Here is a 25,128-nt window from a genome sequence, read left to right as displayed (position 1 = left end):
GTACCTGGTATCGAGAGTTCCGTGAAATCGCCCTGATGTGTGTCGTTTACAACATCAAACGTGCCATCAAACAGTAAAATCCTCCGCCTTACAGCGATTCAACACAGCCCGTACACCATACTCCACGAGGTGAACTCCGGTTTGTTCGTCCGTTTGCCCTTTTTCCAGCGATCAACGCCGCTGTCGACGGCGTGGACGGCACGCCGGATGGCTTCTTGGACGAGGTTTGCTGTGAGGTCTGTTTCCTCGCGGAGACGGTCGTACAATGCATCTCTGGCCTTCGCGTTCGAGGTTACGCAGTCTTCGTAGTCGGTGTTGTCCCAGCAGTAGTCACTGGCCTCGTTCGCGCAGTAGAGAAATTGCTCGGCGGTTTCGTGGAGGTCATCGTGATACTCGTCGGGAACGACGAGTTTGACCGGTACGGTGCGTCTGACCTCCATAGTTCAGATATTGTATTGACGGTACATAATAGCCCGGGAGTCGGGCGGCTACCGTCCCGTGATTTGTGTCGTGAAGTGTCGGCTTCCTCCCCGGCCTACTCGCTTCGCACTTCCGACTGGTCGGAAGCCCTCGCTCCTTGAGGCCGGGGGCTCCGCCTCGAAACTGCTGATCCGCTCGGCTCGCTTGTCGCTCTCGGCGCCCTCGAGCGCGGAGACGGACGGCGTCGAGCCCTAGATGTCGCCCTGGAGGACGACGGTGTCGTCGTCGACCCGATCGATCATCCCGTCGGTGACGAGGTAGTCCTCCTCGTCCTCGCCCTCGACGCCGATCTTCGCGAGCAGGTGTTCGGCGACGCTGGGGTTCGGGTCGACGGCGGCCTCGCCGTTCTCGACTTTCGCGACGATCCCGAGCTCTTTCCCTTCCGCGTCGATCACTTTCTTGCCGACCTCGTCGTCGGATAGTGTCGCTACCATACTACCGCCTTTCTCGGGCGGGGGAATAATCGCGGTGCCGTCTCGTGCCTGCCGGTGTCTGCATGCGCGCCCCCGACCTATTTGATCGCGGCGACCGACCGTTCGATCGACGATCGCTCATGTCTCACACGCTCGAGATCAGCGACGACCTGAAGGATCGACTCGACAGCCACTGCGACGAGGGCCAGTCCCCCGAGGAGTTGATCGAGGAACTGGTCTCGATCTACGAGACCGAGGGGACGTTCATGCAGGAAGGGTACAGCGAGTGAGTCGACGCCGTCGTCCCGCGGGTCGTCTCGCCGCCGCGTTCGAGTTCCGTCGACTGCACGACGACGGAACTGGTTGGACAAACTCATTAAGGGGCGAGACAGTTTCGGCACTATGAACGAGCGTTACGATGTAGTCGTCGCCGGGGCCGGGCCGGCCGGCGCCCAGTGTGCGCGCGACCTCGCGAGACGCGGACACGACGTCGTCGTCCTCGAGACCGAGTCCGAAGACGAGTTCCCGCGCCAGAGCAACAAGTCGACCGCGGGCACGTTCCACTCGATGATGGCCGCGTTCGGGATCCCCGACGACGTCGTGATGCAGTACACCGACACGGTCGTCCTCGAGTCGCCGACCGACCACTACGTCAAACGCCACCCCGGCGCCGTCCTCGAGTTCGCGGACTTCAAGCGCTACCTCGTCGAGGACGGTCGGGAGAAGGGGGCGGAGTACCGCTTCGACGCGCGGGCGACCGCGCCGATCACGGAGGGCGGCGAGCCCGTCGGCGTCACCTACAACGGCGACGAGGAGCTGTACGCCGACATCGTGATCGACGCGACGGGGCCGGCCGCGCCGCTGGCGAAGAAACTCGACGTCACCGACCTCAAACGCGAGAACCACGCCGTCGGCATCGAGTACGAACTCGAGGGGATCGAGGTCGACCGCCCCGGCTTCGCCGATCTCACCGACGCGATGATGCTCCGGTTGGACCACAACATCGCCCCGGGCGGCTACTCCTGGATCTTCCACACCGGCGAGGACACCGCGAAGGTCGGAATCTGCTACATCCAAAACGAGTACCACAACCAGCGCGCCAGAGACGACTACACCGTCGACGACTACCTCTCTCACTGGTTCGACACCGACCCGCGCTTTCGCAACGCCGAGCGAATCGAGGGCAAGCAACACCGCGGCTCGGCCCACATTCAGCCGCCGGGACGAATGCACACCGATCGCTTCATGGCGATCGGCGACACCGTCCCGACGGTCGATCCGATCTGGGGAGAGGGGATCCACACCTGCATGAAGTCCGGACGGATGGCCGCCGCCGCCGCCGACAGCTGTCTCAAACACGACGGCGTCGAGCCGACCGCCGAGAACCTCTCGATGTACGACTCGCTGTGGCACAAGCAGGTCGCCCCGAACGCCGAGAAGCGGCTACTGATGACCCAGCTGCTGTACCTCGCGGACAACGAGCGGTACGACGAGTTCATGCGCGACCTCGATCGGCTGGACGAGGAGACCCTGGCGAAGGCCAACAACGGCAACCCGCTGGGGATCGCGAAGCTGCTCGGCCTCGAGGACGTCTCGCTGCTCGCGCGCCTGGCGAAACGACAGCTCGACGGGAAGCTGCCGCTGAACGGCAAGCTTCCCTGATACCCGTCCGTCGTCGTCCGATCCGCCCGGGACGACCGGGACGGTCGCCCGTCCCGTGAACTCCGGACTGGCTCTCGTCACTCGGTTTCGCCTGCCAGCTCCGCCACCGTCGCGACCGTCGCGAACTCGCCCTCGAGGTGGGCCAGCGCCGTCCGGTGGATCGTCTCGGCGCCGAAGCGCTCGCCGTCGAACTCGCGGTCGAACGTCGCGGTCGCGTCGGCGACCACGGTGACGTCGAACCCGCGGTTCTCGGCCATCCGGACCGTCGTCGAGACGCAGTGGTCGGTCGTCAGCCCGGCGACGACGAGCCGCTCGAGCCCGCGCTCGCGGAGCCAGGACTCGAGGCCCGTCCCGACGAAGGCGCCGTTGACCGACTTCTCGAACGTCGCCTCGCCCTCGAGGGGCGCCGTCTCGGATTTGAACGCAAAACCCGACTCGTCGCCGCGCAGCGGCGAGTCGGGCTCGTCCGAGGCGTGACGAACGTGGACGACGGGACGGTCGGCCCCGCGCCAGGCCTCGAGCAACTCGGCCGCGCGCCGTTCGGCGTCGGGGTTGTTCCGCGTCCCCCACGCCGGGTCGTCAAACCCTTCCTGAAGGTCGATCAGCACCAGCGTCGGTTCCGGGCCGTCGCGGTCCTCGGTGTCGGTCATGGCAGCTGCGCACCGGGTTTCGGATGCTCTCGCGTGACCGTCATCGGACACTCCTCGGGCGATTGGGCGTCGTCGGCCGTCAGCATGTACTGGGGCCACTCGCGGTCGCCCTCGACGCCCCAGTCGCCCAGATCGGCGTGGGGACAGACGCCGTCGTACCCCTCGAGGCGGTCCTGGATCACGTCGCGGGCCTGCTGGCCGGCGTGGGTGTCGGCGGTTACGCCGAGGTTTTCGAACAGCGCCCGGGGCTGGAAGGTGACCTCGAGCCCGATCGGACAGTACCGGCTCTTGCGCTCGCCGTAAAAGGGCGCTCGGCAGGTCGGGAACATCGGCTCGCCGCCCAGACAGAACTCCCAGCGCTCGTCGTCCGGGTTCGTCGGAATGGTTTCGGGCCAGGGTTCGGGGTCGTGGCAGTGCAGCGTCTGCAGGACGTGCCACAGCGCGTCGTGGTACTCCCGCTCGGAGAGCGGTTCTTCCGGCGGCTTGAAGAACGTCACCAGCGAGGCCCGCGGCGAGTGCTCGCGGTAGAGCTCGAGGTACTCGAGGATCCGATCGCGCAGCGTCAGCAGGGCGTCGGCGTCGGACATCGACGGCACCGCGGTGTACAGCGGTTCCCCCTGCTGGACCGACTCCGCGCCGAAAAAGCAGGGAAACGGCGTCCCGTTTCGCTCGCCGAGCAGCCCCTCCCGGAACGACCGCCAGTGCGCGTCGACCCACGCCGGCGCGTCGCCGGCTCGCACCCGTTCGTCGAGCGTCTCCTGATCCATCAGCGACTGCACGCCGGGTTCGTTCATCGGGCGAGTGCTGGAACCGAGAGGGGATGTACCTTCGCGTCGCGTCCGGGATTCGGGCGGTCGCGCCGCGCCCGGAAGGCGACCGACCGAACGTGTGCGAGCGGCGCGGCTCCGCCCGGTGCGACGCGAGCCGACCCGTCCGTTAGGACCGCCCTCGAGGAGCCGCACCCGGAACCCGACGCGCGTTCAGCGGGGTCGGTTTCGCGAGGAGACGACGTCGACCCCGGGGCTGTAGTAACAGACTGGAGACGTCGCCGGGGCGTCGAAGCCGTTGGCCTCGAAGAGCGCGTTCCTCTCGAGGGCGACCGTCGCCGGCCGGAGCGACCAGCGTTCGTGGACGAGGTCGGCGGAGCGGAGTTCGCCCCGACGCCCCGTCGTGTAGTACCGGTAGCGCTCGGTGAGAAACGCCGCGAGCGAGCCGGGGTTCGGCGCGAAGGACTCGCCGACGGGTTCGTACCGACACGCGAACCGGGCGGGGGCCGCACCCGGGTGGCGACGCTCGCTCGCGAACGAGACGTGTCTCGACCCCAGCCGCATCTCGATGCGCGCGTTGTAGTACGGCAGCCGGTGCGTGAGCCGGGCGGCGAGGACGCCGAGGACGCCGTCGGCGTCCAGACTGAAGAAGTAGACCCCCGACTCCCCGTTCCGGCGGACGTAGGTCCGGAGGTTGAGTTCGGGGAGCCCGAACCCCAGCCTCGCGGGCGCACCTCGAGGACGGACGGCGACGTTGCGAAACGGGACGATCGAGAGCCACGCGCGCCCGTCGTAGGTGTCGGGCTCGAGGCCGTCCGGGAGGCGGTCGTCGACGACCGCCGGAGCGATCGGCCAGTTCGCGAACAGGAGGTGGCGCCATCCCATCGCAACCGGAAGCGTCATACCGGTCCTCGCGACGGGTGCGCCGAAAAAGCCCCCGCCGGAAACGAGTGCCTACACGTCCTCGGGAAGCCAGCCGCCGTCGACTTCGACGTTCTCGCCGCTGACGTACTCGCTGTCGGGATCGAGGAAGAACAACAGCGGATTGATCAGGTCCTCGAAGCTCGCGGGGCGGTCCCGCGGGAGTTCCTCGGGGAACTCGTCGGAGTTCTCGACGACGTACGGCGAGATAGCGTTGACCGTCACGCCCTCGTTTTGCGTGTCGGCGGCGAGCATCCGCGTGAACATCAAGACGCCCGCCTTCGCGACGAAGTACGGGAAGTTCTTCGGGCTCACCAGACCCTTCTCCGAGGAGGCGTACCCGACGTTGACGATACGGGCGTAGTCTGCTTCCCGCATCGACGGGAGCGCGCGCTTCGAACAGAGGTAGGTGCCGTTGAGGTTGGTTTCGAGGACGCGGTTCCAGGTCTCGAACTCGAGGTCGTCCCAGCGGGCGGGCGCGAAGTCGCCGACGTTGTTCACGAGCACGTCGACGTCGCCGAGTTCGGCCTCGACGGCCGCGAACAGACCGTCGACGCTCTCGGGGTCGGTGACGTCGCCCTGTACCGTCATCGCGTCGGCCGCGCCGCGTTCGCGGGCCGCCTCGGCGACCTCGCGGGCGGCGTCGGCGCTGGTGTGGTAGTGAACGGCGACGCTCGCGCCGCGGTCGGCGGTCGCGAGCAGCAGTTCGCGGCCGACGCCCCTCGCGCTGCCCGTGACCAGCGCGGTGCGATCCGAGAGATCGGGCTCGTTCATACCGCGTCCGATCGCGGACCGACGGGAAAAGCCACCCGGAACCGGCGACCGACGCGGCGGCTCCGCCCGCCGTTGCAACTCCGGAATTTAAGCCGACGCCGATACATGGGTGGGGTATGACGCTACAGACGATCCTGCTCGCCGTCGGTCCGGGCGACGCCGACCGGACCGACGAGCTCGCGGAGACGGTGATCGAAGTCGCAGCGCCCGCGGACGCGACGGTAGTTCTGGCCCACGTCTTCACTCAGGACGAGTACAACGAGGTCCTCGAGAACCTCGAGATGGACGCCGAGAGCGACCAGGTCCGTCCGGACGAGGTCGCCTCCCGCCACTCGACGATCCGGGACATCCAGCGCGAGCTCGATGAGGCGGGCGTCGACTACGACGTGCGAGGGGACATCGGCGACCACGGATCGACGATCGTCGAGCTCGCGACGGGCGTCGCCGCCGACCGGGTCGTCGTCGGCGGTCGCCGTCGGTCGCCAACCGGGAAGGCGGTCTTCGGCTCGACCGCCCAGGAAGTGTTGCTCTCCTCGCCGTGTCCGGTGACGTTCGTCCGGAGCGCCGGGGAGGACGAGGACTGATTCCGGCGGACGGCGGTCGCTGAACGCCCGCCGAACTCCTGCGGGATCGCGAACGCTTAAGCGGACGGGGAGGTCACGTCACCGCATGGGTATCGATACCGTTTTGCTCGCCGTGGGGCCGATGGACACCGTCCGAACCGACGAGCTCGCCGACACCGTCCTCGAGATCGCGGCGCCGCTGGACGCGGCCGTCGTGATCGGCCACGCCTTCACGGCCGCGGAGTACGAGGACTGTCTCTTATACACATCTCTGATGGCGCNGACGCCCGCCGGTTCCCGACCTCGAGGAGCGGTTCTCGGCGGCGGGCGTCGAGACCGACGTTCGAGGTGCGCTCGGCGACGTGGGGACGGAGGTCGTCGAGATGGCGCGGGCGGTCGACGCCGACCGCCTGGTCGTGGGCGGTCGCCGACGGTCGCCGGCCGAGAAGGCGGTGCTCGGCTCGGTCTCCCAGGAGATCATTCTCGCCGCGCCCTGTCCGGTCACCTACTACCGGGATCTCGACGTGATGGAGTGACCCGGACGGCTACTCGTCGTCTCTCGAGGCTCGCTCCGTCGCTTTCGGCCGGGCTCGATCGGCCCGTTCCTTCCAGCGTCGCTCCTGACGTCGCTCCGGGACGTGGCGCCGTCCGTCGGCCAGTTCCTGGCGGACGCGAGCCTCGAGGGCGGCCGTCTCGGCCAGCAGCGTTCCCTGGAAGTCCTCGAGGACGTCGTAGGACCACCGGTCGCCGTCGACGACGCCGTGGGGCAGCAACTCGGTCCGGACCGCGTCCGCGAGCGCCTCGTGACCGCCTGCCCTGAGCAGTCGTTCGGCGTCGTCGAGGTGGTCCATTCCGTGGCCCGTCGCGTGGTGAAACTCGAGCAGACAGCCCTGGGCGCGCTGGAGCCACTCGAGGCCGAGTTCGACCTCGTGGAGCGCCTCGAGCTCCGAGTCGGTGAGCGCGGTCTCCGGTTTTGCGTCGGCTTCGGACTCGTCGGTCGCCATACCTGATGTATGTGTTCTCATCCCATACGTGTGGCGACCGGGGTTCCCGGTAACTACTCGCACTCGAGTGAAGATACGGGTAGTTAAGTGCGCCGACGGCGCTCGTTAGGATAGCATGGTCTACTACGCGGGCGTCGATCTCGGCGCGACCAACGTCCGGGCGGCCGTCGCGGACGAGGAGGGGGCGACGATCGGCGTCAGCCGCAACGGGACGCCGCGAGGTCCCACCGGAATCGACGTCACCGAGGGAGTGCTCCGGACGCTTCGCGAGGCGTGTGGCGAGGCCGGAATCGCACCGACGCGGATCGCCGCGACGGGGATCGGTTCGATCGGCCCGTTCGACCTCGCCGAAGGGGCGGTGATCGACCCGGCGAACCTCCCCGACTCGATCGATCGCATTCCGCTCACCGGTCCCATCGCGAACCTCGTCGACAGCGACGAGGTCTACCTGCACAACGACACGGCTGCGGGCGTCATCGGCGAGCGGTTCCACGCCGACCGAAACCCCGACGACATGGTCTACATCACGATCTCGTCGGGGATCGGCGCCGGGGTCTGCTGCGACGGACAGATCCTCGCCGGCTGGGACGGCAACGCGGGCGAGGTCGGACACTGCGTCGTCGATCCCCGCGGGCGACTGACCTGCGGCTGCGGCCACGACGGCCACTGGGAGGCGTACTGCTCGGGGAACGCGATCCCCGACTACGTCCGGCTGCTCGCCGACGACGACCCGACGATCGACACTGGCCTCGCGCTCGAGAGCCCCGATTTCACCGCGAAGGACGTCTTCGAGCTGGCCGGCGAGGACGATCTCGCCGACTACGCCATCGAACAGCTCGCCCACTGGAACGCCGTCGGCGTCACCAACGTGATCCAGTCGTTCGCCCCGATCGTCGTCTCCTTCGGAGGCGCGGTCGCGCTCCACAACGAGGAGCTCGTCGTCGATCCGATCCGCGAGCGCGTCTCCGAGATGCTGCTGAACAACGTCCCGGAGATCCGCGTCACCGACCAGGGCGACGACGTCGTCCTCGAGGGAGCGATCGCCAGCGCCCTGACGGGCGGCACCGGCGACCGCGGGCAGCTGCAGGGCTGACTCGTCCCGGTTCGGGTCGCTCGAACGGCTTCGGCGGCGCTGTACCGAACGATCGTGAAGGTTTCGGTCCAAACCTATTCACCGCTCCAGTTCCTAGCTCGGGCAATGACTGGCACCGAGGACGCTCCGCTGAAAGAACGCGTCGAGACGTGGCTCACGCGCGAGATGCCGATCATCCAGATGCACGGGGGGACCAGCGCGGTCCGGAAGGCCGACCCAGACGACGGCGAGGTCATCATCGAACTCGGCGGCGGCTGCAAGGGGTGTTCGGTCGGCGACATCACGACGAGCAACATCGAGGCCGAACTGCTCACGTGGTCCGAGATCGACGAGGTCACGGTTCGCATCCCGGACGCCCGCGAGAGCCTCGGCGGGCCGGACCAGGCCGAGTCGATCATGGGAATCGACCGCACCGAGGGCGGCCGAGGGGATTGGGGATCCTCGAACCCCGGCGAGGATCACCTCTGAGTGCGACCTCGAGCGGCCGTGCCGGCTGTTGGCACGCCCGGAGAGTTTTGGGAAGTCCTATATCCTTTTACACGCCCATTACGGAGTCACAGAGTATGACGACGCCTGGACGCCCGCAGTTCGGAGGTGACGACGATGGGTGACGTATCCGAGCCCGAGTCCGACGAGGAAGAGGCCGAGACCGACGGCGGCGTTCGCGCCTACACCGTTCGGCTCGAACTGGTCGACGAGCCCGGCGAGTTGCTTCGCGCGCTCGCGCCGATCGCGGACAACGGCGGCAACCTGTTGAGCATCCACCACGAGCGGGGCAACATCACGCCGCGAGGACACATCCCCGTCGAGGTCGACCTCGAGAGCCCGCCCGAGCGGTTCGACGGGATCGTCGACGCGCTCCGGGACGCCGGCGTCAACGTGATCCAGGCCGGCGCGGAACACTACGGCGAGGAGCTCAACGTGATCCTCGTCGGCCACCTCGTCGAGACCGACCTCTCGGGGACGCTGTCGCGGATCGAGGACGAGGCCGACGCGGTCGTGAAGGACCTCTCGCTCGCGGCGCCCGACGGCACCGACGCGACCGCCAGCGCTCGACTCCGGCTCGCGATCGACTCCGGTCGAACCGAGCACGCGTTCGAGACGATCCGTTCGATCGGCGCCGACAAGGAGCTGACCGTCGTCGAACCGCTGACCGGGGGTGAGGCCTGATGCGGCTCGCGATCGCCGGCGCCGGCGACGTCGGCCGCTCGGTCGCCGATCTGGCGGGCGAGTACGGTCACGAGGTCGTCGCGATCACCGACTCCGCCGGCGCGGCCGTCGACGCCGACGGAATCGACGTCGAGGGCGCGCTCGAGCGCAAGGTCGGCGGCAAACCGATCGGGTCGGCCGACCCCGCGCGAGCGTTCGAGACCGACTACGACGTGTTGATCGAGGCGACCCCGACGACGCTGGGCGACGCCGAGCCCGGCTTCACCCACGTGCGGCGGGCGCTCGAGGCCGACCGCCACGCCGTCCTGGCGAACAAGGGTCCCGTCGCCGAGCGCTACGAGGAGCTTCGCGCGCTCGAGGCCGACAGCGCGGGCTCGATCCGGTTCGAGGCGACCGTCGGCGGCGCCATCCCGGTGCTGTCGACGATCGAGGACTGCACGCCCCAGGCGGTGACCGCCGCCCGTGGCGTCCTCAACGGCACCGCGAACTTCATCCTCACGCGCATGGCCGCGGAAGGACTGGACTACGAGCACGTCCTCGCGGAGGCCCAGGACCTCGGCGTGGCCGAGGCCGACCCCACCTTCGACGTCGACGGCACCGACGCCGCGCTGAAGTTCGTGATCCTCGCGAACGTGCTGGCCGACGGCGGGTTCTCGCTCGAGGACGCGACCGTCGAGGGAATCCAGGATATCCCCGGCAGCGCGCTCGAGCTCGCCGCCGAGGACGGGCGCACGATCCGGCTCATCGGCGAGGCCTCCCGCGAGGGGGTCCGCGTCGGACCCCGGCTGGTCCCGGAAAACGGCGCGCTCGCGGTGACGGGGACCCGAAACATCGTCCAGCTCGAGACCAAACACGCGGGCAGCCTCCACAACAGCGGCCGCGGTGCGGGCGGTCCCGAGACCGCGACGGCGGTGCTGTCGGACGTCGGTCGCCTCCCCGATCGGTGACGAGGTCGCCGCCGCCGTCGGGTTCGAGATCGTGTTGACGAGGCACAAACCGCAAGCGGGCGTCGGGGCGACTCGAATACGCTTTCGAAATGGTTTTAACCGCAACGAGCAAAAGAGACCGATATAAGCGCCTTTGCGCGTGAGCTACAACAATGAGCGAAGACAAACCCCACCAGAACCTGGCCATCATCGGTCACGTTGACCACGGGAAGAGTACGCTCGTGGGCCGACTCCTCTACGAAACGGGGAGCGTCCCGGAGCACGTAATCGAACAGCACCGCGAGGAAGCCGAAGAGAAGGGCAAGGGCGGCTTCGAGTTCGCCTACGTCATGGACAACCTCGCCGAGGAGCGAGAGCGCGGGGTCACCATCGACATCGCCCACCAGGAGTTCGACACCGACGAGTACTACTTCACCATCGTCGACACGCCTGGTCACCGCGACTTCGTCAAGAACATGATCACCGGCGCGTCCCAGGCGGACCACGCCGTCCTCGTCGTCGCCGCCGACGACGGTGTCGCGCCCCAGACCCAGGAGCACGTCTTCCTGTCCCGAACCCTGGGCATCGAGAAGCTGATCATCGCGGTCAACAAGATGGACGTCGTCGACTACTCCGAGGACGACTACAACGACGTCGTCGACGAAGTCAACCAGCTGCTCAACCAGGTTAACTTCGAGGTCGACGACAACTCGTTCATCCCGATCTCGGCGTTCGAGGGCGACAACGTCGCCGAAGCCTCCGACAACACGCCGTGGTACGACGGCCGCACCCTGCTGGAGACGCTGAACGACCTGCCGGAATCGGAGCCGCCGACGGACGCGCCGCTGCGGCTGCCGATCCAGGACGTCTACACGATCTCGGGTATCGGTACCGTCCCCGTCGGACGTATCGAGACCGGCGTCATGAACGTCGGCGACGACGTCTCGTTCCAGCCCAGCGACGTGGGCGGCGAGGTCAAGACGATCGAGATGCACCACGAGGAGGTCCCCAAGGCCGAACCCGGCGACAACGTCGGATTCAACGTCCGCGGCATCGGCAAGGACGACATCCGCCGCGGTGACGTCTGTGGCCCCGCCGACGACCCGCCGAGCGTCGCCGAGACGTTCCAGGCCCAGGTCGTCGTCATGCAGCACCCCTCGGTCATCACGGCCGGCTACACCCCGGTCTTCCACGCCCACACGGCTCAGGTCGCCTGTACGATCGAGTCCATCGACAAGAAGATGGACCCGTCCAGCGGCGAGGTCGCCGAGGAGAACCCCGACTTCATCCAGTCGGGCGACGCTGCGGTCGTGACGATCCGACCGCAGAAGCCCCTCAGCATCGAGCCGTCCAGCGAGATCCCCGAGCTCGGGAGCTTCGCCATCCGCGACATGGGCCAGACCATCGCGGCCGGCAAGGTCCTCGAGGTCAACGAATAAATGCAGCAGGCACGCGTTCGACTCGCGGGCACCAGTCCGGACGATCTGGACGATATCTGCGACGACGTCCGCGAGATCGCGAGCAACACCGGCGTCAACCTCAGCGGGCCGATCCCGCTGCCGACGAAGACCCTCGAGGTGCCGACCCGGAAGTCGCCTGACGGCGAGGGCACCGCGACGTGGGAGCACTGGGAGATGCGCGTCCACAAGCGCCTGATCGACCTGGACGCCGACGAACGCGCACTCCGTCAGCTCATGCGCATCCAGGTGCCGAACGACGTTTCGATCGAGATCGTCCTCGAGGACTGATCTCGGCGCTTCGGATTTTCCGTTTTTTCGCGCCTCGCGAGCCGTAGCACCGTCGCGCCAGGAGAGTGTAGGCCGGGTGAACTTTTACCGCCGTCTCGCATACCGGTAGTATGGTGATCCGTTCGCGCCGCGGCTCCGATACCGACTCCCGCTCCGGCGACCCCATTCTCGAGTTGCTGGTCGTCTTCGCGGTCGTCCTCGTCCTCCAGACCGTCGCCGCGTTCGTCAGCGCGGGGTTGATGACCGGGCTGTTCGTCCTCGGGCCGCCCCTGACCGTCAACCCGTGGACGATCGTCACCAGCGTCTACGCCCACAGCGGGCTCGGCCACCTGATCTCGAACAGCGTCGGGCTCGTGCTGTTCGGCTGGCCGATCGCCCGCGCGACGACCCGGCTGCGCTTTCACACCTTCTTCCTCGCGACGGGAGCGCTCGCGGGGATCGCCCAGGTGCTGACCAGCAGCTTCGTCGCCTCGCTCGGGCTCGGAAACCCGACCGCCGTGCTGGGCGCCAGCGGCGCGGTGTTCGCGCTGGCGGGCTATCTGATCGCCGGCAACCGCCTCTCGGACGGGCTCGCGTCGGTCGTCGAGATCCCGCGGTGGGCCGCCGCGGTCGCCTTCGTCGTCCTCGCGGGGCTGATCACGATCGCGACGGGCGCGCCCGGCGTCGCCCTGGTCGCCCACTTCACCGGGTTCCTGCTCGGGCTGCTCGCGGGTCGAGCCGGCGTGCTCGAGACGCGCTCGCGGCGGGCGCGGAACCGGTCGGCGGTGTGACCGCGGTCTCGAGGACGCCGTCGGCGATACTCTCGAGGACAGCCCTCCGTCGCGTGTGCCCGCGGCCCACGTCGCCCCCGAAACGCAAGCTACAAGTAGATCTCGCGGATAGAAACGGTCGCGGGCTCGTAGATCAGTGGTAGATCGCTTCCTTCGCAAGGAAGAGGCCCTGGGTTCAAATCCCAGCGAGTCCATGATTCTTGCGCGGCTCACAAATTCGTGAGCCGCGCGAATCGTCGTCGAAGCTGGGATTTGAACGAGACCAGTCGCAGCCCGGGACGCGAGCGCAGCGAGCGACCCGGAACGTCTGGGCGTAGTTCAATATCCCAGCGAGTCCACGACTGAACGAGCGAAGCGACGTGAAGGAGTGGACTCGCTGTACCTCGCAAACCCTTCGGGTTTGCTCAGTCCCAGCGAGTCCAGTGGTCCATACGCGGTTCACAGATTAGATGCTAGTTCGCTCTCTGAGATCGTCGAGGAGGTCACGACTGACGGCGGTGCGACCATCGACGGTCTCAGTGGCGAGCTGGGGAAGTATCTAGCGACGATCTACCAGGTGATCGAAAATTTCCATGATGACCTCGAGCTTGATCAGGGCGACGTCTCATTTCAGGTCCGGAAGTATCACGACGAACTCCACGCGCTCGTCGAGAGCGCCGAATACGCAATCAAGAACTACGCCGACCGGATTCCGCACGTGATGGGCCTGGCCGATCACGTCGCCGAGTTGTCACCGTTTCAGCAGTGGATCACCGAGAACGGCGCCGATATCGACTTCGATCAGGAAGGAGATCCCGAGCGACTCCGGATCAACACGATTCTTTCGAATCTGAAGTCGAGTAGTTTCGAGAACGTTCACACAACCGCCGCGGAAGAGCTCGAGAAGGGGTCGAAGTCGGGTAACGATCTATCCGTTCTCCGGCGAGCATAGATGACCTGGAGGACGCCGGGCGGCGGAACAGAAGTCAGATTCGTCGGCGCCGTCACCGACCACGAAACCGATCTCGGTAGTGGCAACGCTTTTTTGGAAATTCTTTTCAGCAAATAAGATTGTACTATAGCCATTATTATGCAAGTTTGGTTGTAGCCCTCGCCTCGAGGGTGGGGTCGGCGCCGCGATCGCACTGCAACGCCTGCCGGGTCGTTTCGCTCTTCGCGCGAAAACCCCCTTGGTGGGTGTCCTCAAGGGAACAGAGCCAAAAAATTACACCGCACCCGCCTCATCTCTGCACAGCAGAATTCCAGAGGAAGCACAGGAAATGTAGGCCACATATTTTTATAATATTTAAATAGATGGAAACCAATATCTGATTGATTCTAAATTAGACATATAGGAACGAAATATCACCATAAGGAACATATGCTCTTAGATGCGAGTTGAGTATCAATGGAGGAAAAGCGAGTCCTGCAAGTTGCCTCTGTAGAAAACGATCATTTACTTTTGTTTGACGAGGGAGAAATAATTAGGGTGGAGAATAGAATATCTGGATTAGTAACAGCAGGAGATTATGTAGAAACCACCTCCTATCCCTCTGGAGAGGTTGCAACGGAAGTTGTCAAAACAGGTGTTCCAGACGGAAAACCAGCAGCTGTAGAAGTGGTGGCTGACGACAAAATAACGGTTATATCGAGCACAGGTCGGCAGGTGCTACCGAAACCGAACGATGATATTACAGCCGGGGAAGGTGTATTTCTGACAGAATTAGGCGAAATATATGAAGTGATCGATAAAAATCTAATAAATGTTATACGGGATGAGCAAAACGGAGATTACGAAGGTGATCACTCAAATCCTTCTGACTATGAGGAACAAAATCTTCCCGAAAATGAATATGATGATTTCGTGGGTCCTTCTAATGTTCTTGATGAAGTTAGAACGAAAGTAGAAATACCATTAAAAGAACCAGAGATTTAATGGTTTAGGAGGGAATATACCGAAAGGTATTATTTTTCATGGGCCACCAGGAACGGGAAAAACACATCTAGCAAAGATTGTTGCAAGTCAAGTCAATAATGCCGCTTTTTACAATATTCGGGGACCAGAACTTTCATATGAACTGAGAGGGGGAACAGCAAGAAAACTACGAGACATATTTGAACATGCTAAAGATAATTCTCCAGCACTTATATTTTTCGACGAAATCGATTCAATAGCTCCTCGAAGAGACCAGTCACAAGAATCCGGACGCCAGCCGGTTGGTCAACTCCTTTCGTTGATGGATGGTTTAGAAGATCGTGGACAAGTGGTTGTCATAGGTGCGACCAATCTTATTGACGAAATAGATCCAGCACTCCGACGCCCAGGACGGTTCGGTAGAGAAATCAAGTTTTCTCGTCCCTCGGAAAAAGAGAGGAAACAATTATTTGATCTTTATAAGCCAGAGATTAGCTTCAACAGTAGAATTTCTTTTGAAGCACTTGCTAGTAGATCAAATGGGTGGTCAGGTGCACATATCAAATCCTTCTTTGAACAGATTGCAGAAATTCTGATTTTAGAAAGACGCGATAAGGGAAAACAACCAGAAGTATATCCAATGGATATTGATCGAGCATTCAATAGAATACAAGATCAGGTTGATAACATTGAACGCCAGCAACGGCGCGAGAAAGAAATATCTGAGAAACATCAAAACAATGCATAAATATTGGAGATGGATTGGTGGATCAAGTCAACCAATGAAAGATTCAAATCAGATAGGTGAAGCGGTAGACAAAAACCTACGTGAATTTATATATCTGGATAGAGACAGCGTGGTTAGCTTATTAGCTTCTATTGAAGGGGCGATAAAAGAAGAAAAAGTTGAACAGATTGCTAGTAAATCAGAAAAAAGAAAAGGCGGGGAACTCAATGCCAGCATTTCCGGAGTCGGTGCAAGAATAAATGGTGAAAAGGTCGATATGGATGAGAATTCGACAGAGGTAGTACACAACTACGCAATTCAATCACTATTCGACCAATTGGAACAACATAGGCGCAAAAATGATGATATAGGTATTTTTGACGAAAAGGAGACATCTCAAAAAAATCTCCGTGAGATTGAACGTAGCGATGTTATGAAAGTCGAAGTAGAACTAGAGACACATTATTTATTCAGATTCCATAATGTGCTAACACATCTCCACGAAAATTTCCCACAGGCATCTAATTCAGAACAGGAAGAGCTACTCAATTTAATTGGATCAATGTTCGGCTCTGAGGTGCCAGTCAGTGGAAAATTATTGGATTATCATATTATAGATGGAGAGATTAAACGTATTTCTTCTGATTGCGATGAGCGTGGGGAGCCACTATATATTGTTGGCCATCTCAACATAGAGAAACTTTGGCAAGATATCCCCAATGCCCTATTCAATAAGGAAGAATATACTGTGTTTTGTCGAGTTAAGAGGGTCTATACAAAAGATAACGACCAGGATGACAACAACGAAAAGGGCGAAGATGAATGGCACCCAATTGATATTGCTCAGCGTATAGAGTCCGTTTCCAAACCATTAGCTCAAAAAATAACCTTTTTTATGGAACGTGCTGCTAGGGCCGCTGAAAAAGAGGCAGGTGAAGGGAATGAGGACCAGATTAACCCTGAAGATTGGATAGAAAAACTAGCCAAATTTGATGAGTTTGCTGCTATAGATAGTATCACTGATAGCGATCATAGATCGTTTGTGGGCGAATATTTATTAGAAGTGAACGATCTCCCACCAGCATCTGCGGCAGGGAATATGGAGTTGTATGAATTCTACGGATCTTATGCAAATTATCTTCGGGAAAATAAAATACCTCTATCTAAATCGATGGAAGAAAGGATAAAAAATGAACTCATATGCGAAGATAACTTTTCTGAAGATACACCTCAAAATATGGATTATGTTGATGGCCCACATATTGAGTCAAAAATAATTGCGGTTTACTGGTAACGATGCTTATCTACATAATTGTTAAATAACTAATTTAAATATATAACAACTCGGAATTTTCGCCTGCTTAGTCTTTCGATGATCTCCGCCACCATGCCACCGCAGCAACGGTCGATCTCTCGAGCGGACCATCTTATCACGAACCACCGTACACCTTGATTACCCATGTGGCCGGTACACTACGGAACAGTACCATCCCCCGGTCCGCCGCAGCTTTTTGTGGTACTTTCGGGAAACTTTGAAGTTTCCCGGCTACCCGTCCTGTGCTGGAGCATCGTACTCTTGATCCCGACCGGCGTTCCGTTCCCGAACTTGGCGTCGTGCCAGCTCGAGCGCTTGAGGTCGAACCTCCGTTTCTTCGTCATGCGCTTCTCACAGATCGTGCCAAAGTGGTTCGCTCGCTTCGAGCGATTCAGATTCACGCATACCACACGCGTCGCGCGCCGATATAAACTCCTCCGGGTGGCCCGCCGAGCGTGAGAATATGACGGTTCGCCGCTAGAACCTACTAAACCGAGTAGATACGACCATGAATCTCAAAACCACGCGGTTCGATCGGAGGTTTCACCATCCCTGCGAGTCCACTCCTTTACTCTGCCGAGTTAGTCGCCACTCATAGCGGTTTGGCTGTCGACGACACCGCCGATCAACTGAGCAGGCCTCCGTGCGACGATTTACCAGCCGACCGAAAGTCTCGGCGACGTCCTCGTATTGAACAGCCCGACATCCCCACTCGAGCAGCACCGAAAAATCACCGAGATCCCTCGAGCCCTGTAAACCCACTCCAGCGAATGTCCAGTACCCGCTTCGGCGGGTAGTACCGCACGCCACACCCATCGGCGGGCTCGCTCCCCCGGAGCCACCCCGACTCGAGGATCGTCACTTGCTCGAAGGTTCGGACCAGCGTCTCCGTCCGCTGATCGTCGCGCTCGGACGCGAGTTCGACCTCGACACCCCCCGTCTCGCCGGTTCGGTGATCACCGTTCCCCATCGTCTACCCCTGCACCGCCGTCGCGTATCAATCCACCGACACGGACAAAACCGACGGCTACCGGTTCGCCCTCGAGAACCGGCGCGGTCTGGTACGATCGCCACACGGCAGCGGCTCGTCGATCGAAACGAGCGGGGACGAAACCCCCGCGCTGGTGGTGGGTGTGGGCCCGTACTACGTGTCTCTGACTGCGGGGCCGCGTTGGTCTCTCTTGTGGAACACGATAAGAAGCGGCCGTCTGGCAAATGTTGCCGCAGCGCTCGAGAGCCCGGTCCCTCGAGCGGTGCCAGCGAGGGAGACGCGAACGCCCTACGGCCGACCCGGCCCCGCCGCGTCCTCGACCGCCGCCAGCGTGTCGAGGTACCCCCGTCCGTAGTACTTGCGCTCGTACTCGTCGGGCACCGAGGCGGTTCGCTCGAGGGTCGTCCGCACCTGGTTGGCGTTCGCCCGTTCGTCGACGCTCTTGACGAGCGCGACGGCGCCCGCGACCTGCGGGGCCGCCATCGAGGTGCCGGCCAGCCAGGCGTGGCCGTAGTCGGCGCCCAGGTACTCGCCGTCCTCGCCGAAATCCGGAATCGCGATCGCGTTCAGCACGTTGTCCTGTTCGTACTCGCCGCCCTGCCCGCCCGGCGCGGCGAGATCGATCGCACCGACGCCGTGGGTCGTGTACGTCGACGGCGCGTACGGCGGTTCGACGTACTCGCCGGTGTCGGGATCGAACCCGACGGGTCCCGTCGAACTCGTCGTGATCCCGCCGGCAGTCTCCGAGGAGTCGGTCTCGTCCCGGTTGAACTGCAGGCTCTCGCCCCAGTTGCCCGAGGCGTGGGTGTGGAGCGTCCCCTGCCGTCTCGCGTACGTCCCGACGCGCTGGTGGGCCTGCCCCCAGAACCTGCCCCATCCCTCCTGGCGCATCCGCCAGGTCCAGCCGAGGCTGAGGTTGGCGGCGTCGCAGCCGATCTCGGCGGCGTAGACCAGCGCCGCCAGCACCGAGCCGTAGTAGGTGTCGCCCCAGTACGTCGGCGGCAGCTCTCCTCCGTCCCGGCTCTCGAGCCTTGGTCCGGACACGCGCAGGTCGACGAGTTCCGTTCCGGGTGCCGAGCCGACGACCCCCGTTCCGTCGTCGTTCGCGCCCACGATCCCCGCGACGTGGGTGCCGTGGGTCCCGCCGTAGGGTCCGCCGACGCCGTAGTCGTCGTCGGCGAAGCTCCGCGAGAGCTCGAGGTCGACCTGCCCCTCCAGGTCGGGATGGCCCGCCGCGATCCCCGAGTCGATGATCGCGACGCGAGTGTCCTCGCCGCGGGTAACGTCGTGGGTTTCGGGGAGTCCCTGGTCCCGCTTGTCCCACTGGTACTCCGTCAGGTCCTCGCCCTCCGCGAGCGCGTCGGCCGAGTCCCGTCGAGCGGGTCGATAGGCGTTGGGATCGATCCGGACGTCGGGAGCGAACTCGGCCCCCTGGCCCTCGAGTTCGGCCTCGCTGGATCGGACGACCAGCAGGTCGACCGGCGCTAGCTCGTGGACGATCTCGACGCGGTCCTCGTCGCGCAGACTCGAGCGGTCGACGAGGAACCGCCCGGTCGCTTCCGTCGCCGTCGCGACGGTGCCGATCGCGAGGGTTCCGAGCGATACGCCGCTTGCCGTGATGAAGGTGCGTCGGTCCATAGTTCGAGCGGTCGACGACGCGGATTGCCGACCTACCGAGTGCAGGTGAGGGCGTTCCGATACGCGTTTTCGTCCGTATCCGTATCTGCGACTCGGGTAAAAATTTATATTCATGAATTCGGAACGTATCGGCAGTTCCGGTTTTACGTCGAGTGCCGACGCTTGTAGCGCGAATCTCTCGAGCGACTTCGTCGTTCGGAACGGTCGTCGAGAGCCGTGTCGCTCTCGAATCGCCCGCTATCGGAACCGCGGATCGAGAACGCGCGGTCCGGGACTACGGCTCCGGGCTCGGCGACTGCACCCGCGAGAGGTAGGCGGTCAGGTCCGTCGTGGTCACCATGCCGATGACGCCCTCCTCGTCGTCGACGACGGGGAGGTGGTGGACGCCGTGTTCGACCATGAGATCCGCCGCGTCGCGGATCCCCGTCTGTGCGTCGGTCGTGATGACGTCCGTGCTCATGTACCGCGAGACCGCGGTCTCGGCTTTCGGGTGGCTCTCGGCGACGATGTCGACGAAGTCCGTCGTCGTCAGGATCCCCTCGAGACGGTTCTCCCCGTCGACGACGAGGACCGAGCCGACGCCCTGATCGCGCATGATCTGTCCCGCGTCCTCGACGAGCGTCTCCGGCGTCGCCGTCTGCAGGTCGGTCGACATCACTCGCGCGACGAAAATATCGTCCATACGAGACGCTTGGTACTGGATCGCATAAGGGTTGGCCAACCGGCCACCCTCTCGCCGATCCGGCGGCGCAAATTTAAGTACGGATTCGGACATAGTCGGTGACGGTGATGACTCCGCCGCCCCGCCTCTCCGGTTCCTGTACACTCCTCCCCGGTCCCTGGGTCGATCCCGCCGAGGCCGCCGCCGAACTGTACGCGGACCTCGCCGCGAGCCACGGCTCTCGGAACGTCCTCGTACTCAAGCGCCACCCGACGGGCCTCGAGCGCCTGACCGAGGCGATCGGAACCGCCGGCGCCGGGGAGCCACCCCGCTCGCCCCGCGTCGAGTCGGTTCCCGAGCACGCCTCGAAGACGATCGAGGCGTTCGACCCGACCCTCGAGCGCCTCGAGTACGAGGAGCGCATCGAACTCATCTCGCTGGTGATCGACGGCGCCGACCGCGAGATTCCCGACTACCTCGAGCGCGCGGCCGACCGCGAGGGGTTCGCCCGCGACGTCGGCCAGTTGCTGCTCGGGGCGACCCGCCAGCGGCTCCGGCTCGCGGATCTGGAGGATCCCCACGACTGCCTGGCCTTCCTGTACGCGACGAACGACCGCTTCCACGAGGTCCTCGAGGAGCGGGGGTACGTCGAGCGCGCCGACGTGATCCCGCGGGCGGTCTCGCTGCTCGAGGACGACGCCGACGGCGTCCGCGGGCGCGTGACGTCGTCGTTCGACGCCGTCCTGGCCGTCGAGTTCGAGGAGTTCCGCCGGCTCGATCGACGCTACCTGGCCGCGCTCACCGACGACGCCGAACTTGTCTGTCTCGGCCGACGCCACGCGAGCGTCGAGCGCACCCGGGTCGAGCCAGGGGCCGTCGACGCGATCGCGCGGGAGGCGGGCCTCGAGATCGAGCCCCTCGAGCCCGAGCGCGCGGCCGGATCGACCGCTCCCCACGGCCCGATCGCTCGGTTTCTCGCGACGGGCGAGGCGCCGTCCCGCGGGACGGCCGGCGGCTCGATCGCGGAGGGGCGGGCGCGTCGGATCCGCGCCCGGAGTGCCCGCGAGCAGACCCGGGCCGTCGCCCGGGAGATCCAGGCGCTGCGGGAGCGCCGGGGCTGGACCGACGACGAGATCGCGGTCGCGGTCCCCGGAATCGAGCGCGTGCCCGAGACCAGACGCCGCCTCCGCGAGGCCGGAATCCCGACGGCGACGATCGGCACTCCCTCGCTCGCCGAGGACCCCGTCGTCAACGAGCTCTACGCGTTCGTCACGCTCCAGGCCCGCCGGGAGCGGGGAGCTCCCCCGATCGAGGACGACGACACGACGAGCCGACTCCGCGCCCGGGTGCCGGGGTTCGACCGCGCGCTGCTCGAGGACTGCGACGGCTCGAGCGTCCGGCGCTCGCTCGAGCGCTGGATCCAGCGCACGGACCTCAAGGGTCGGATCGCCCGCGAGGAGTCGTGGCTCGACGCCCGCGAGCAGTTCGAGGGCCTCGAGCGCGTACTCGAGATCGCCGGCTTCGTCGAGGAGACCGACCTGGTCGGCCCGGACTGGGGTGGCCTTCGGCGGATGCTCCGGCGCACGATCCGGTACGACGCCCCCTACGTTCACGCCGTCGAGACCAGCTCGCCAACCGGGGGCGTCGCGGTCTGTGCGGCCGAGGACCTGAAGTACGACTCCCGGGAGGCGGTCTTCCTGCTCGATCTGGTCGACGACCGGTACCCAGGAGACCAGCACCTCACGCGACTGTTCCCGCGGGCGTGGCTCGAGGCAATGCCGAACTATCCCGCGGTGACCGATCCGACCCCGGAGACGGTCGCCGAGACGTTCGCGCCCGTCGACGATCCGGACGACGTAACCGACCCCTTCGGAGCCTACCACGCCCAACGGTCCCGCCGCCGACTCGCGCTGGCCGCCGGCGCGGCCCGGACGCGGCTGTACTGCTGTTCGTACGAGCGCGGGTCCGGGGGACTCCGCCGAACTCACGAGGAGTCGCGCTACCTCCGGCTCGCCGCCGCGTCGGGGCTCTCCCTGGACGACCTCGAAGCCGGAGGGGCCCGGATCCGCGGCGAGGCGGCCGCGATCGAGGCGCTGCTCGCACAGCCCCGCGGGGAGCTCGAGCGCGTCCTCCGCGAGGCCAGCACCGGGGGCCGGGCCGACCTGGGCGAGACCGAGGAGCTGTTCGAGGAGATCGCCCTGCTGCTCGCCGAGGACGATCTCGACCCCGTGCTCGAGGAGGCGATCCGCTCGCAGTTCGAGTTCGCCGCGGGGGAGGTGGTCCGCAATGAGTGAGCCGCCGGCGCTGTCGGCCGCCGGGCTCGAGACGTACCTGCACTGCCCCAGGCGGTACGAGCACGCCCGCGTCCACGGGCTCGAGGGAGAGGACGAGGACCCCTCGCGGGATCGGGTCGACCTCCTCCGGGCGGCGATCTGCGAGGCGCTGCGCTCGGGCGCGACCGACCGCGAGTCGCTGGCGGCCCGCGCCGCGGATCGACTCGCCGAACTGTGGGACGGCCACGAAGAGCCGTTCCACTCGCGAACCCAGCGCGAGCACGAGCGCGCGGTCCTCGAGGCGACCCTCGAGGCCTACCTCGAGCGCGTCGGCGCCGACCACGCGGCGGGGATCGATCGGCTCGCGGCGACGCCCGAGGAGCTGGTCGGGCCGGCGCTCCCGCTGGCGAGCCCGCGGTCGCTTCCCGAGGGGAGCGACCGCGATCGGGTTCGGATCGACGCCACCGTCGACTACGTCACCCGCGAGGACTCGAGCCTCGTCGCCGTCGGCTTCGTCCCGACGCTCGCGCCGCTCGGTCTCCTGCGGTACCGCTCGGAGTGGGAGGGCGACGTCGCCTCGCTGTTCGTCGATCACTTCGACCCCGAGACCGACGTCTTCGAGCCGCGGGCGGTCGGCGCGCTCCTCGAGACCGCCGTCGTCGTCGACGGCCTCCGCCGGCTACGGGATCGACTCGGGCTCGAGGGGAAGACCTGCCGGTACGTGCAGGTTCCCCTCGCCGACCGAAACCGGACCGCGGTCAACTGGGTGCAAGGCGCCGTCGACGCGACCGTCGAGCCGATCGACCTCACCGAGGGCTACGTCGACCACCACACCTACGCGATGACTCACGAACACCGCAACGAAACCGTCGACTCGCGGCTCGCCGACGTCGCTCGCGACGTCCTCGAGGGGGCGTTCGATCCGACGCCGCGGTGGGACGAGATCGCAGCCGAGTCGTGTCCCGACTGCGGCTACGCCGTCGGCTGTCGGGACCGCCTCGCCGCGGAGGTGCGGTTCGATGGATAGCGCGAGCCCGCCGGCGGAACCGATCGAACCGCGGGGGCGACAGCGCGACGTCATCGAGAGCGACCGGGCCTGTACGTCCGTCGACGCGGGCGCCGGGACGGGGAAGACGACGACCATGTTGCTGCGCGTCGAGCGGGCGATCGAGCGCGGCGAGGTCGACCCCGAGGACGTGTTGGTCGTCACCTTCGCCAACGAGGCCGCAGCGAGCATCCGCGAGGCCGTCGCCGAACGCCTCGAGCCCGACGTCGCCGCCGCGATCACGGTCTCGACGTACCACTCGCTGTGTCACCGGTTAGTCCGGGAGTACGCCTACTACCTCGGCTACTCCCCCGAGTTCGAGGTGGTGACCGAGCGCAAGCGCCGCCGGATCGTCGGTCGGCTGCTCGCCGAGCGGGAGTACGCGTTCGCGGCGACCAGCGTCGGCGACGGCTCCCCGGCCGACCTCGCCGACGCGGTCGACCGCTTCGTCGCGACGATGAGCCGCGAGGACATCGCGCCCGCCGACCTCCGGGAGCGACTCCCCGACACCCGGACGCTCGAGCTCTGTCAGGAGTTCGTCCACTGGCTCGAGCGCCGGGCCGAGGAGGTGCTTTCCTTCGACAACGAGGCGCTGCGGTACTTCAACCGGGAGGAACACCTCGAGGCGGCCCGCGAGGGGCTCGTCGAGTACGGGACGCTCATCAGCTACTGTCGGGAGAAGATCGCCGAGGCGCCGGCGGCGTTTCGCGAGGACGAAGTCGTCCGTGACGTCGACGGCTACCTGCGGGTCCTCCAGCGCTGTGTCACGAACGTGTACGAGGCGCTCGACCTCGACGAGCCGACCACGAGACAGCTGCCGCGGGCGTTGTTCGGGAACCGGATCGGCGGGACGGGAACCGACCGCATCGAGCAGACTCCCTTCGGCCGGCTGAAACACTACGTCGAGTACCTCCGGCTGGCCCGCCACTACGCCGAGGTCTACGCCGACTACCACGAGACCCTCGAGCGCGAACGGGCGTTCGACTTCGACGAGCTGGTCCGCACCGCGACCGACCTGCTCGCAGACGGGGCCGTCGCCGACGAGATCGCCGGCCAGTGGGAGCAGGTCTACTGCGACGAGTTCCAGGACACGGACGCGACGCAGTTCGAACTCATCGCCGAGCTCACCGACGGCCCCGGCCGTCCCGACCTGCTCGCGATCGGGGACAAAGACCAGGCGATCTACGGCTGGCGCGGGACCGATCGGCGGGGACTCGATCGCCTCGCCGAGCGCTACGACGACCACGAGGGGATCGAGCTCGAGCTGAACTTCCGGTCGCGCCAGGAGATCCTCGAGCTGACCAACCGCTGTGCGTACGCCGACGGCTCGAAGACGCTCCGCGAGAACGGCCGCGAGCACGGAACCTACGAGGCGGACGATCCCCCCGACCGCGTCGTCAAGGTCGAGAGCGACGAGCTCGACGACCCGACGGCCGAGCAGGTCGCGACGACCGTCTCCCGGCTGTTGAACGGTACCTGCGAGAACGTCCCCGAGCGCTCCCTCGAGGACGTCGCGGTGATCGTCCGCACCAACCGCCACGCCCGGCTGGTCGCCGACGCGCTCCGGGAGCGACGGATTCCGCACGAACGCTCGGGTTCGCCCCGGGGCCGGATCGCCCCCGGAATCCGGACGCTGCTGTCGT

The 25,128-nt window shown here is 64.7% G+C and carries 26 protein-coding genes, 1 tRNA gene and 4 pseudogenes; 19 read left to right on the top strand and 12 right to left on the bottom strand.

Going from position 1 to position 25,128, the window contains the following annotated elements; genetic code table 11:
* Positions 1-110: 110 nt before the first annotated feature.
* Both C492_RS02605 and C492_RS02600 read right to left on the bottom strand, forming a co-directional pair.
* A pseudogene (locus tag C492_RS02605) lies at positions 111-440 on the bottom strand (transposase); the annotation flags it as partial.
* 231 nt (positions 441-671) lie between these two features.
* The gene (locus tag C492_RS02600) at positions 672-914 is read right to left on the bottom strand and encodes a hypothetical protein (RefSeq protein ID WP_008420243.1); all 243 of its coding nucleotides are present in this window, start codon (positions 912-914) and stop codon (positions 672-674) included.
* A gap of 119 nt (positions 915-1,033) precedes the next feature.
* On the opposite strand from C492_RS02600, the gene C492_RS24425 reads away from it, so the two are divergent.
* Both C492_RS24425 and C492_RS02590 read left to right on the top strand, forming a co-directional pair.
* Positions 1,034-1,183, top strand: coding sequence for a DUF7557 family protein (locus C492_RS24425; RefSeq protein ID WP_169333431.1), 150 nt, complete (start codon positions 1,034-1,036; stop codon positions 1,181-1,183).
* 112 nt (positions 1,184-1,295) lie between these two features.
* Complete coding sequence (locus tag C492_RS02590) at positions 1,296-2,555, top strand: digeranylgeranylglycerophospholipid reductase (RefSeq protein ID WP_008420241.1); 1,260 nt, start codon at positions 1,296-1,298, stop codon at positions 2,553-2,555.
* 77 nt (positions 2,556-2,632) lie between these two features.
* Here C492_RS02590 and C492_RS02585 read toward each other — a convergent pair whose 3' ends face one another.
* The 4 genes from C492_RS02585 to C492_RS02570 all read right to left on the bottom strand — a co-directional run bounded on the left by C492_RS02585 (position 2,633) and on the right by C492_RS02570 (position 5,667).
* A complete protein-coding gene (locus tag C492_RS02585; RefSeq protein ID WP_008420240.1) occupies positions 2,633-3,205 on the bottom strand; it encodes a cysteine hydrolase family protein in 573 nt (190 codons plus the stop codon).
* Positions 3,202-3,999 carry a YqcI/YcgG family protein gene (locus tag C492_RS02580; RefSeq protein ID WP_008420239.1) on the bottom strand — a complete coding sequence of 266 codons (798 nt, stop codon included), beginning with the start codon at positions 3,997-3,999 and terminating at the stop codon, positions 3,202-3,204. The genes C492_RS02585 and C492_RS02580 overlap by 4 nt, the downstream gene beginning before the upstream one ends.
* Before the next feature lie 186 nt (positions 4,000-4,185).
* Positions 4,186-4,875 carry a YqjF family protein gene (locus C492_RS02575; protein WP_008420238.1) on the bottom strand — a complete coding sequence of 230 codons (690 nt, stop codon included), beginning with the start codon at positions 4,873-4,875 and terminating at the stop codon, positions 4,186-4,188.
* Between the two features lie 51 nt (positions 4,876-4,926).
* Positions 4,927-5,667: an SDR family NAD(P)-dependent oxidoreductase gene (locus tag C492_RS02570; protein ID WP_008420237.1), complete on the bottom strand. Its 741-nt coding sequence runs from the start codon at positions 5,665-5,667 to the stop codon at positions 4,927-4,929.
* 116 nt (positions 5,668-5,783) lie between these two features.
* Between C492_RS02570 and C492_RS02565 the strand changes: the two genes are divergently transcribed.
* Positions 5,784-6,251 carry a universal stress protein gene (locus C492_RS02565; protein WP_008420236.1) on the top strand — a complete coding sequence of 156 codons (468 nt, stop codon included), beginning with the start codon at positions 5,784-5,786 and terminating at the stop codon, positions 6,249-6,251.
* 73 nt (positions 6,252-6,324) lie between these two features.
* Here C492_RS02565 and C492_RS25490 read toward each other — a convergent pair whose 3' ends face one another.
* Positions 6,325-6,456 carry a hypothetical protein gene (locus C492_RS25490; protein ID WP_275040316.1) on the bottom strand — a complete coding sequence of 44 codons (132 nt, stop codon included), beginning with the start codon at positions 6,454-6,456 and terminating at the stop codon, positions 6,325-6,327.
* Between C492_RS25490 and C492_RS02560 the strand changes: the two are divergent.
* A pseudogene (locus C492_RS02560) lies at positions 6,418-6,766 on the top strand (universal stress protein). The gene C492_RS25490 and the pseudogene C492_RS02560 overlap by 39 nt on opposite strands.
* A gap of 9 nt (positions 6,767-6,775) precedes the next feature.
* On the opposite strand, the gene C492_RS02555 reads toward C492_RS02560, so the two are convergent.
* Positions 6,776-7,234 (bottom strand): hypothetical protein, encoded by a 459-nt coding sequence (locus C492_RS02555; protein WP_008420233.1) that lies wholly within the window; start codon positions 7,232-7,234, stop codon positions 6,776-6,778.
* 115 nt (positions 7,235-7,349) lie between these two features.
* Here C492_RS02555 and C492_RS02550 point away from each other — a divergent pair, with 115 nt between their 5' ends.
* The 12 genes and pseudogenes from C492_RS02550 (at position 7,350) to C492_RS23410 (ending at position 16,856) form a co-directional block, all read left to right on the top strand.
* Positions 7,350-8,327: an ROK family protein gene (locus C492_RS02550; protein WP_008420232.1), complete on the top strand. Its 978-nt coding sequence runs from the start codon at positions 7,350-7,352 to the stop codon at positions 8,325-8,327.
* A gap of 105 nt (positions 8,328-8,432) precedes the next feature.
* A complete protein-coding gene (locus C492_RS02545; protein ID WP_008420231.1) occupies positions 8,433-8,795 on the top strand; it encodes a NifU family protein in 363 nt (120 codons plus the stop codon).
* Positions 8,796-8,930: 135 nt separating this feature from the next.
* A complete protein-coding gene (locus C492_RS02540; protein WP_008420230.1) occupies positions 8,931-9,497 on the top strand; it encodes an amino acid-binding ACT domain-containing protein in 567 nt (188 codons plus the stop codon).
* Complete coding sequence (locus C492_RS02535; protein ID WP_008420229.1) at positions 9,497-10,444, top strand: homoserine dehydrogenase; 948 nt, start codon at positions 9,497-9,499, stop codon at positions 10,442-10,444. Before C492_RS02540 ends, C492_RS02535 begins: the two co-directional genes overlap by 1 nt.
* A gap of 152 nt (positions 10,445-10,596) precedes the next feature.
* On the top strand, positions 10,597-11,862 hold the full coding sequence (gene tuf, locus C492_RS02530) for a translation elongation factor EF-1 subunit alpha (protein WP_008420227.1): 1,266 nt from the start codon (positions 10,597-10,599) through the stop codon (positions 11,860-11,862).
* On the top strand, positions 11,863-12,171 hold the full coding sequence (gene rpsJ / locus C492_RS02525) for a 30S ribosomal protein S10 (RefSeq protein WP_008420226.1): 309 nt from the start codon (positions 11,863-11,865) through the stop codon (positions 12,169-12,171).
* Between the two features lie 110 nt (positions 12,172-12,281).
* Positions 12,282-12,941, top strand: a complete 660-nt coding sequence (locus tag C492_RS02520) for a rhomboid family intramembrane serine protease (RefSeq protein WP_008420225.1) — start codon at positions 12,282-12,284, stop codon at positions 12,939-12,941.
* A 122-nt stretch (positions 12,942-13,063) separates the two neighbouring features.
* Positions 13,064-13,135 (top strand) — tRNA-Ala (locus C492_RS02515).
* 272 nt (positions 13,136-13,407) lie between these two features.
* Positions 13,408-13,989 (top strand): annotated as a pseudogene (locus C492_RS02510) (DNA-binding protein); the annotation flags it as partial.
* Positions 13,990-14,328: 339 nt separating this feature from the next.
* The gene (locus C492_RS23415; protein ID WP_152424789.1) at positions 14,329-14,856 is read left to right on the top strand and encodes a hypothetical protein; all 528 of its coding nucleotides are present in this window, start codon (positions 14,329-14,331) and stop codon (positions 14,854-14,856) included.
* 16 nt (positions 14,857-14,872) lie between these two features.
* On the top strand, positions 14,873-15,583 hold the full coding sequence (locus C492_RS22050) for an AAA family ATPase (protein WP_083898732.1): 711 nt from the start codon (positions 14,873-14,875) through the stop codon (positions 15,581-15,583).
* A 34-nt stretch (positions 15,584-15,617) separates the two neighbouring features.
* Positions 15,618-16,856, top strand: coding sequence for a DUF6414 family protein (locus C492_RS23410; RefSeq protein WP_152424788.1), 1,239 nt, complete (start codon positions 15,618-15,620; stop codon positions 16,854-16,856).
* A gap of 21 nt (positions 16,857-16,877) precedes the next feature.
* Here C492_RS23410 and C492_RS25080 read toward each other — a convergent pair.
* The 4 genes and pseudogenes from C492_RS25080 to C492_RS02495 form a co-directional block, all read right to left on the bottom strand.
* Positions 16,878-17,272: pseudogene (locus C492_RS25080) on the bottom strand (hypothetical protein).
* A 335-nt stretch (positions 17,273-17,607) separates the two neighbouring features.
* Positions 17,608-17,847 carry a hypothetical protein gene (locus C492_RS02505; RefSeq protein ID WP_008420221.1) on the bottom strand — a complete coding sequence of 80 codons (240 nt, stop codon included), beginning with the start codon at positions 17,845-17,847 and terminating at the stop codon, positions 17,608-17,610.
* A gap of 309 nt (positions 17,848-18,156) precedes the next feature.
* Positions 18,157-19,506 carry a S8 family peptidase gene (locus tag C492_RS02500; RefSeq protein WP_008420219.1) on the bottom strand — a complete coding sequence of 450 codons (1,350 nt, stop codon included), beginning with the start codon at positions 19,504-19,506 and terminating at the stop codon, positions 18,157-18,159.
* Positions 19,507-19,780: 274 nt separating this feature from the next.
* The gene (locus tag C492_RS02495; RefSeq protein ID WP_008420217.1) at positions 19,781-20,188 is read right to left on the bottom strand and encodes a CBS domain-containing protein; all 408 of its coding nucleotides are present in this window, start codon (positions 20,186-20,188) and stop codon (positions 19,781-19,783) included.
* 107 nt (positions 20,189-20,295) lie between these two features.
* Here C492_RS02495 and C492_RS02490 point away from each other — a divergent pair, with 107 nt between their 5' ends.
* From C492_RS02490 to C492_RS02480, 3 genes are all read left to right on the top strand, one after another.
* Positions 20,296-22,461 carry a PD-(D/E)XK nuclease family protein gene (locus tag C492_RS02490; protein WP_008420216.1) on the top strand — a complete coding sequence of 722 codons (2,166 nt, stop codon included), beginning with the start codon at positions 20,296-20,298 and terminating at the stop codon, positions 22,459-22,461.
* Positions 22,454-23,467, top strand: a complete 1,014-nt coding sequence (locus C492_RS02485; protein WP_008420215.1) for a PD-(D/E)XK nuclease family protein — start codon at positions 22,454-22,456, stop codon at positions 23,465-23,467. The genes C492_RS02490 and C492_RS02485 overlap by 8 nt, the downstream gene beginning before the upstream one ends.
* Positions 23,460-25,128, top strand: a 1,669-nt coding sequence (locus C492_RS02480) for a UvrD-helicase domain-containing protein (RefSeq protein WP_008420214.1), incomplete at its 3' end; no start/stop codon positions are given. The genes C492_RS02485 and C492_RS02480, both read left to right, overlap by 8 nt.

The sequence above is a fragment of the Natronococcus jeotgali DSM 18795 genome (assembly GCF_000337695.1).
GTDB classification, from domain to species: Archaea; Halobacteriota; Halobacteria; order Halobacteriales; family Natrialbaceae; genus Natronococcus; species Natronococcus jeotgali.
This window is presented reverse-complemented; position numbering and strand designations above follow the sequence as displayed.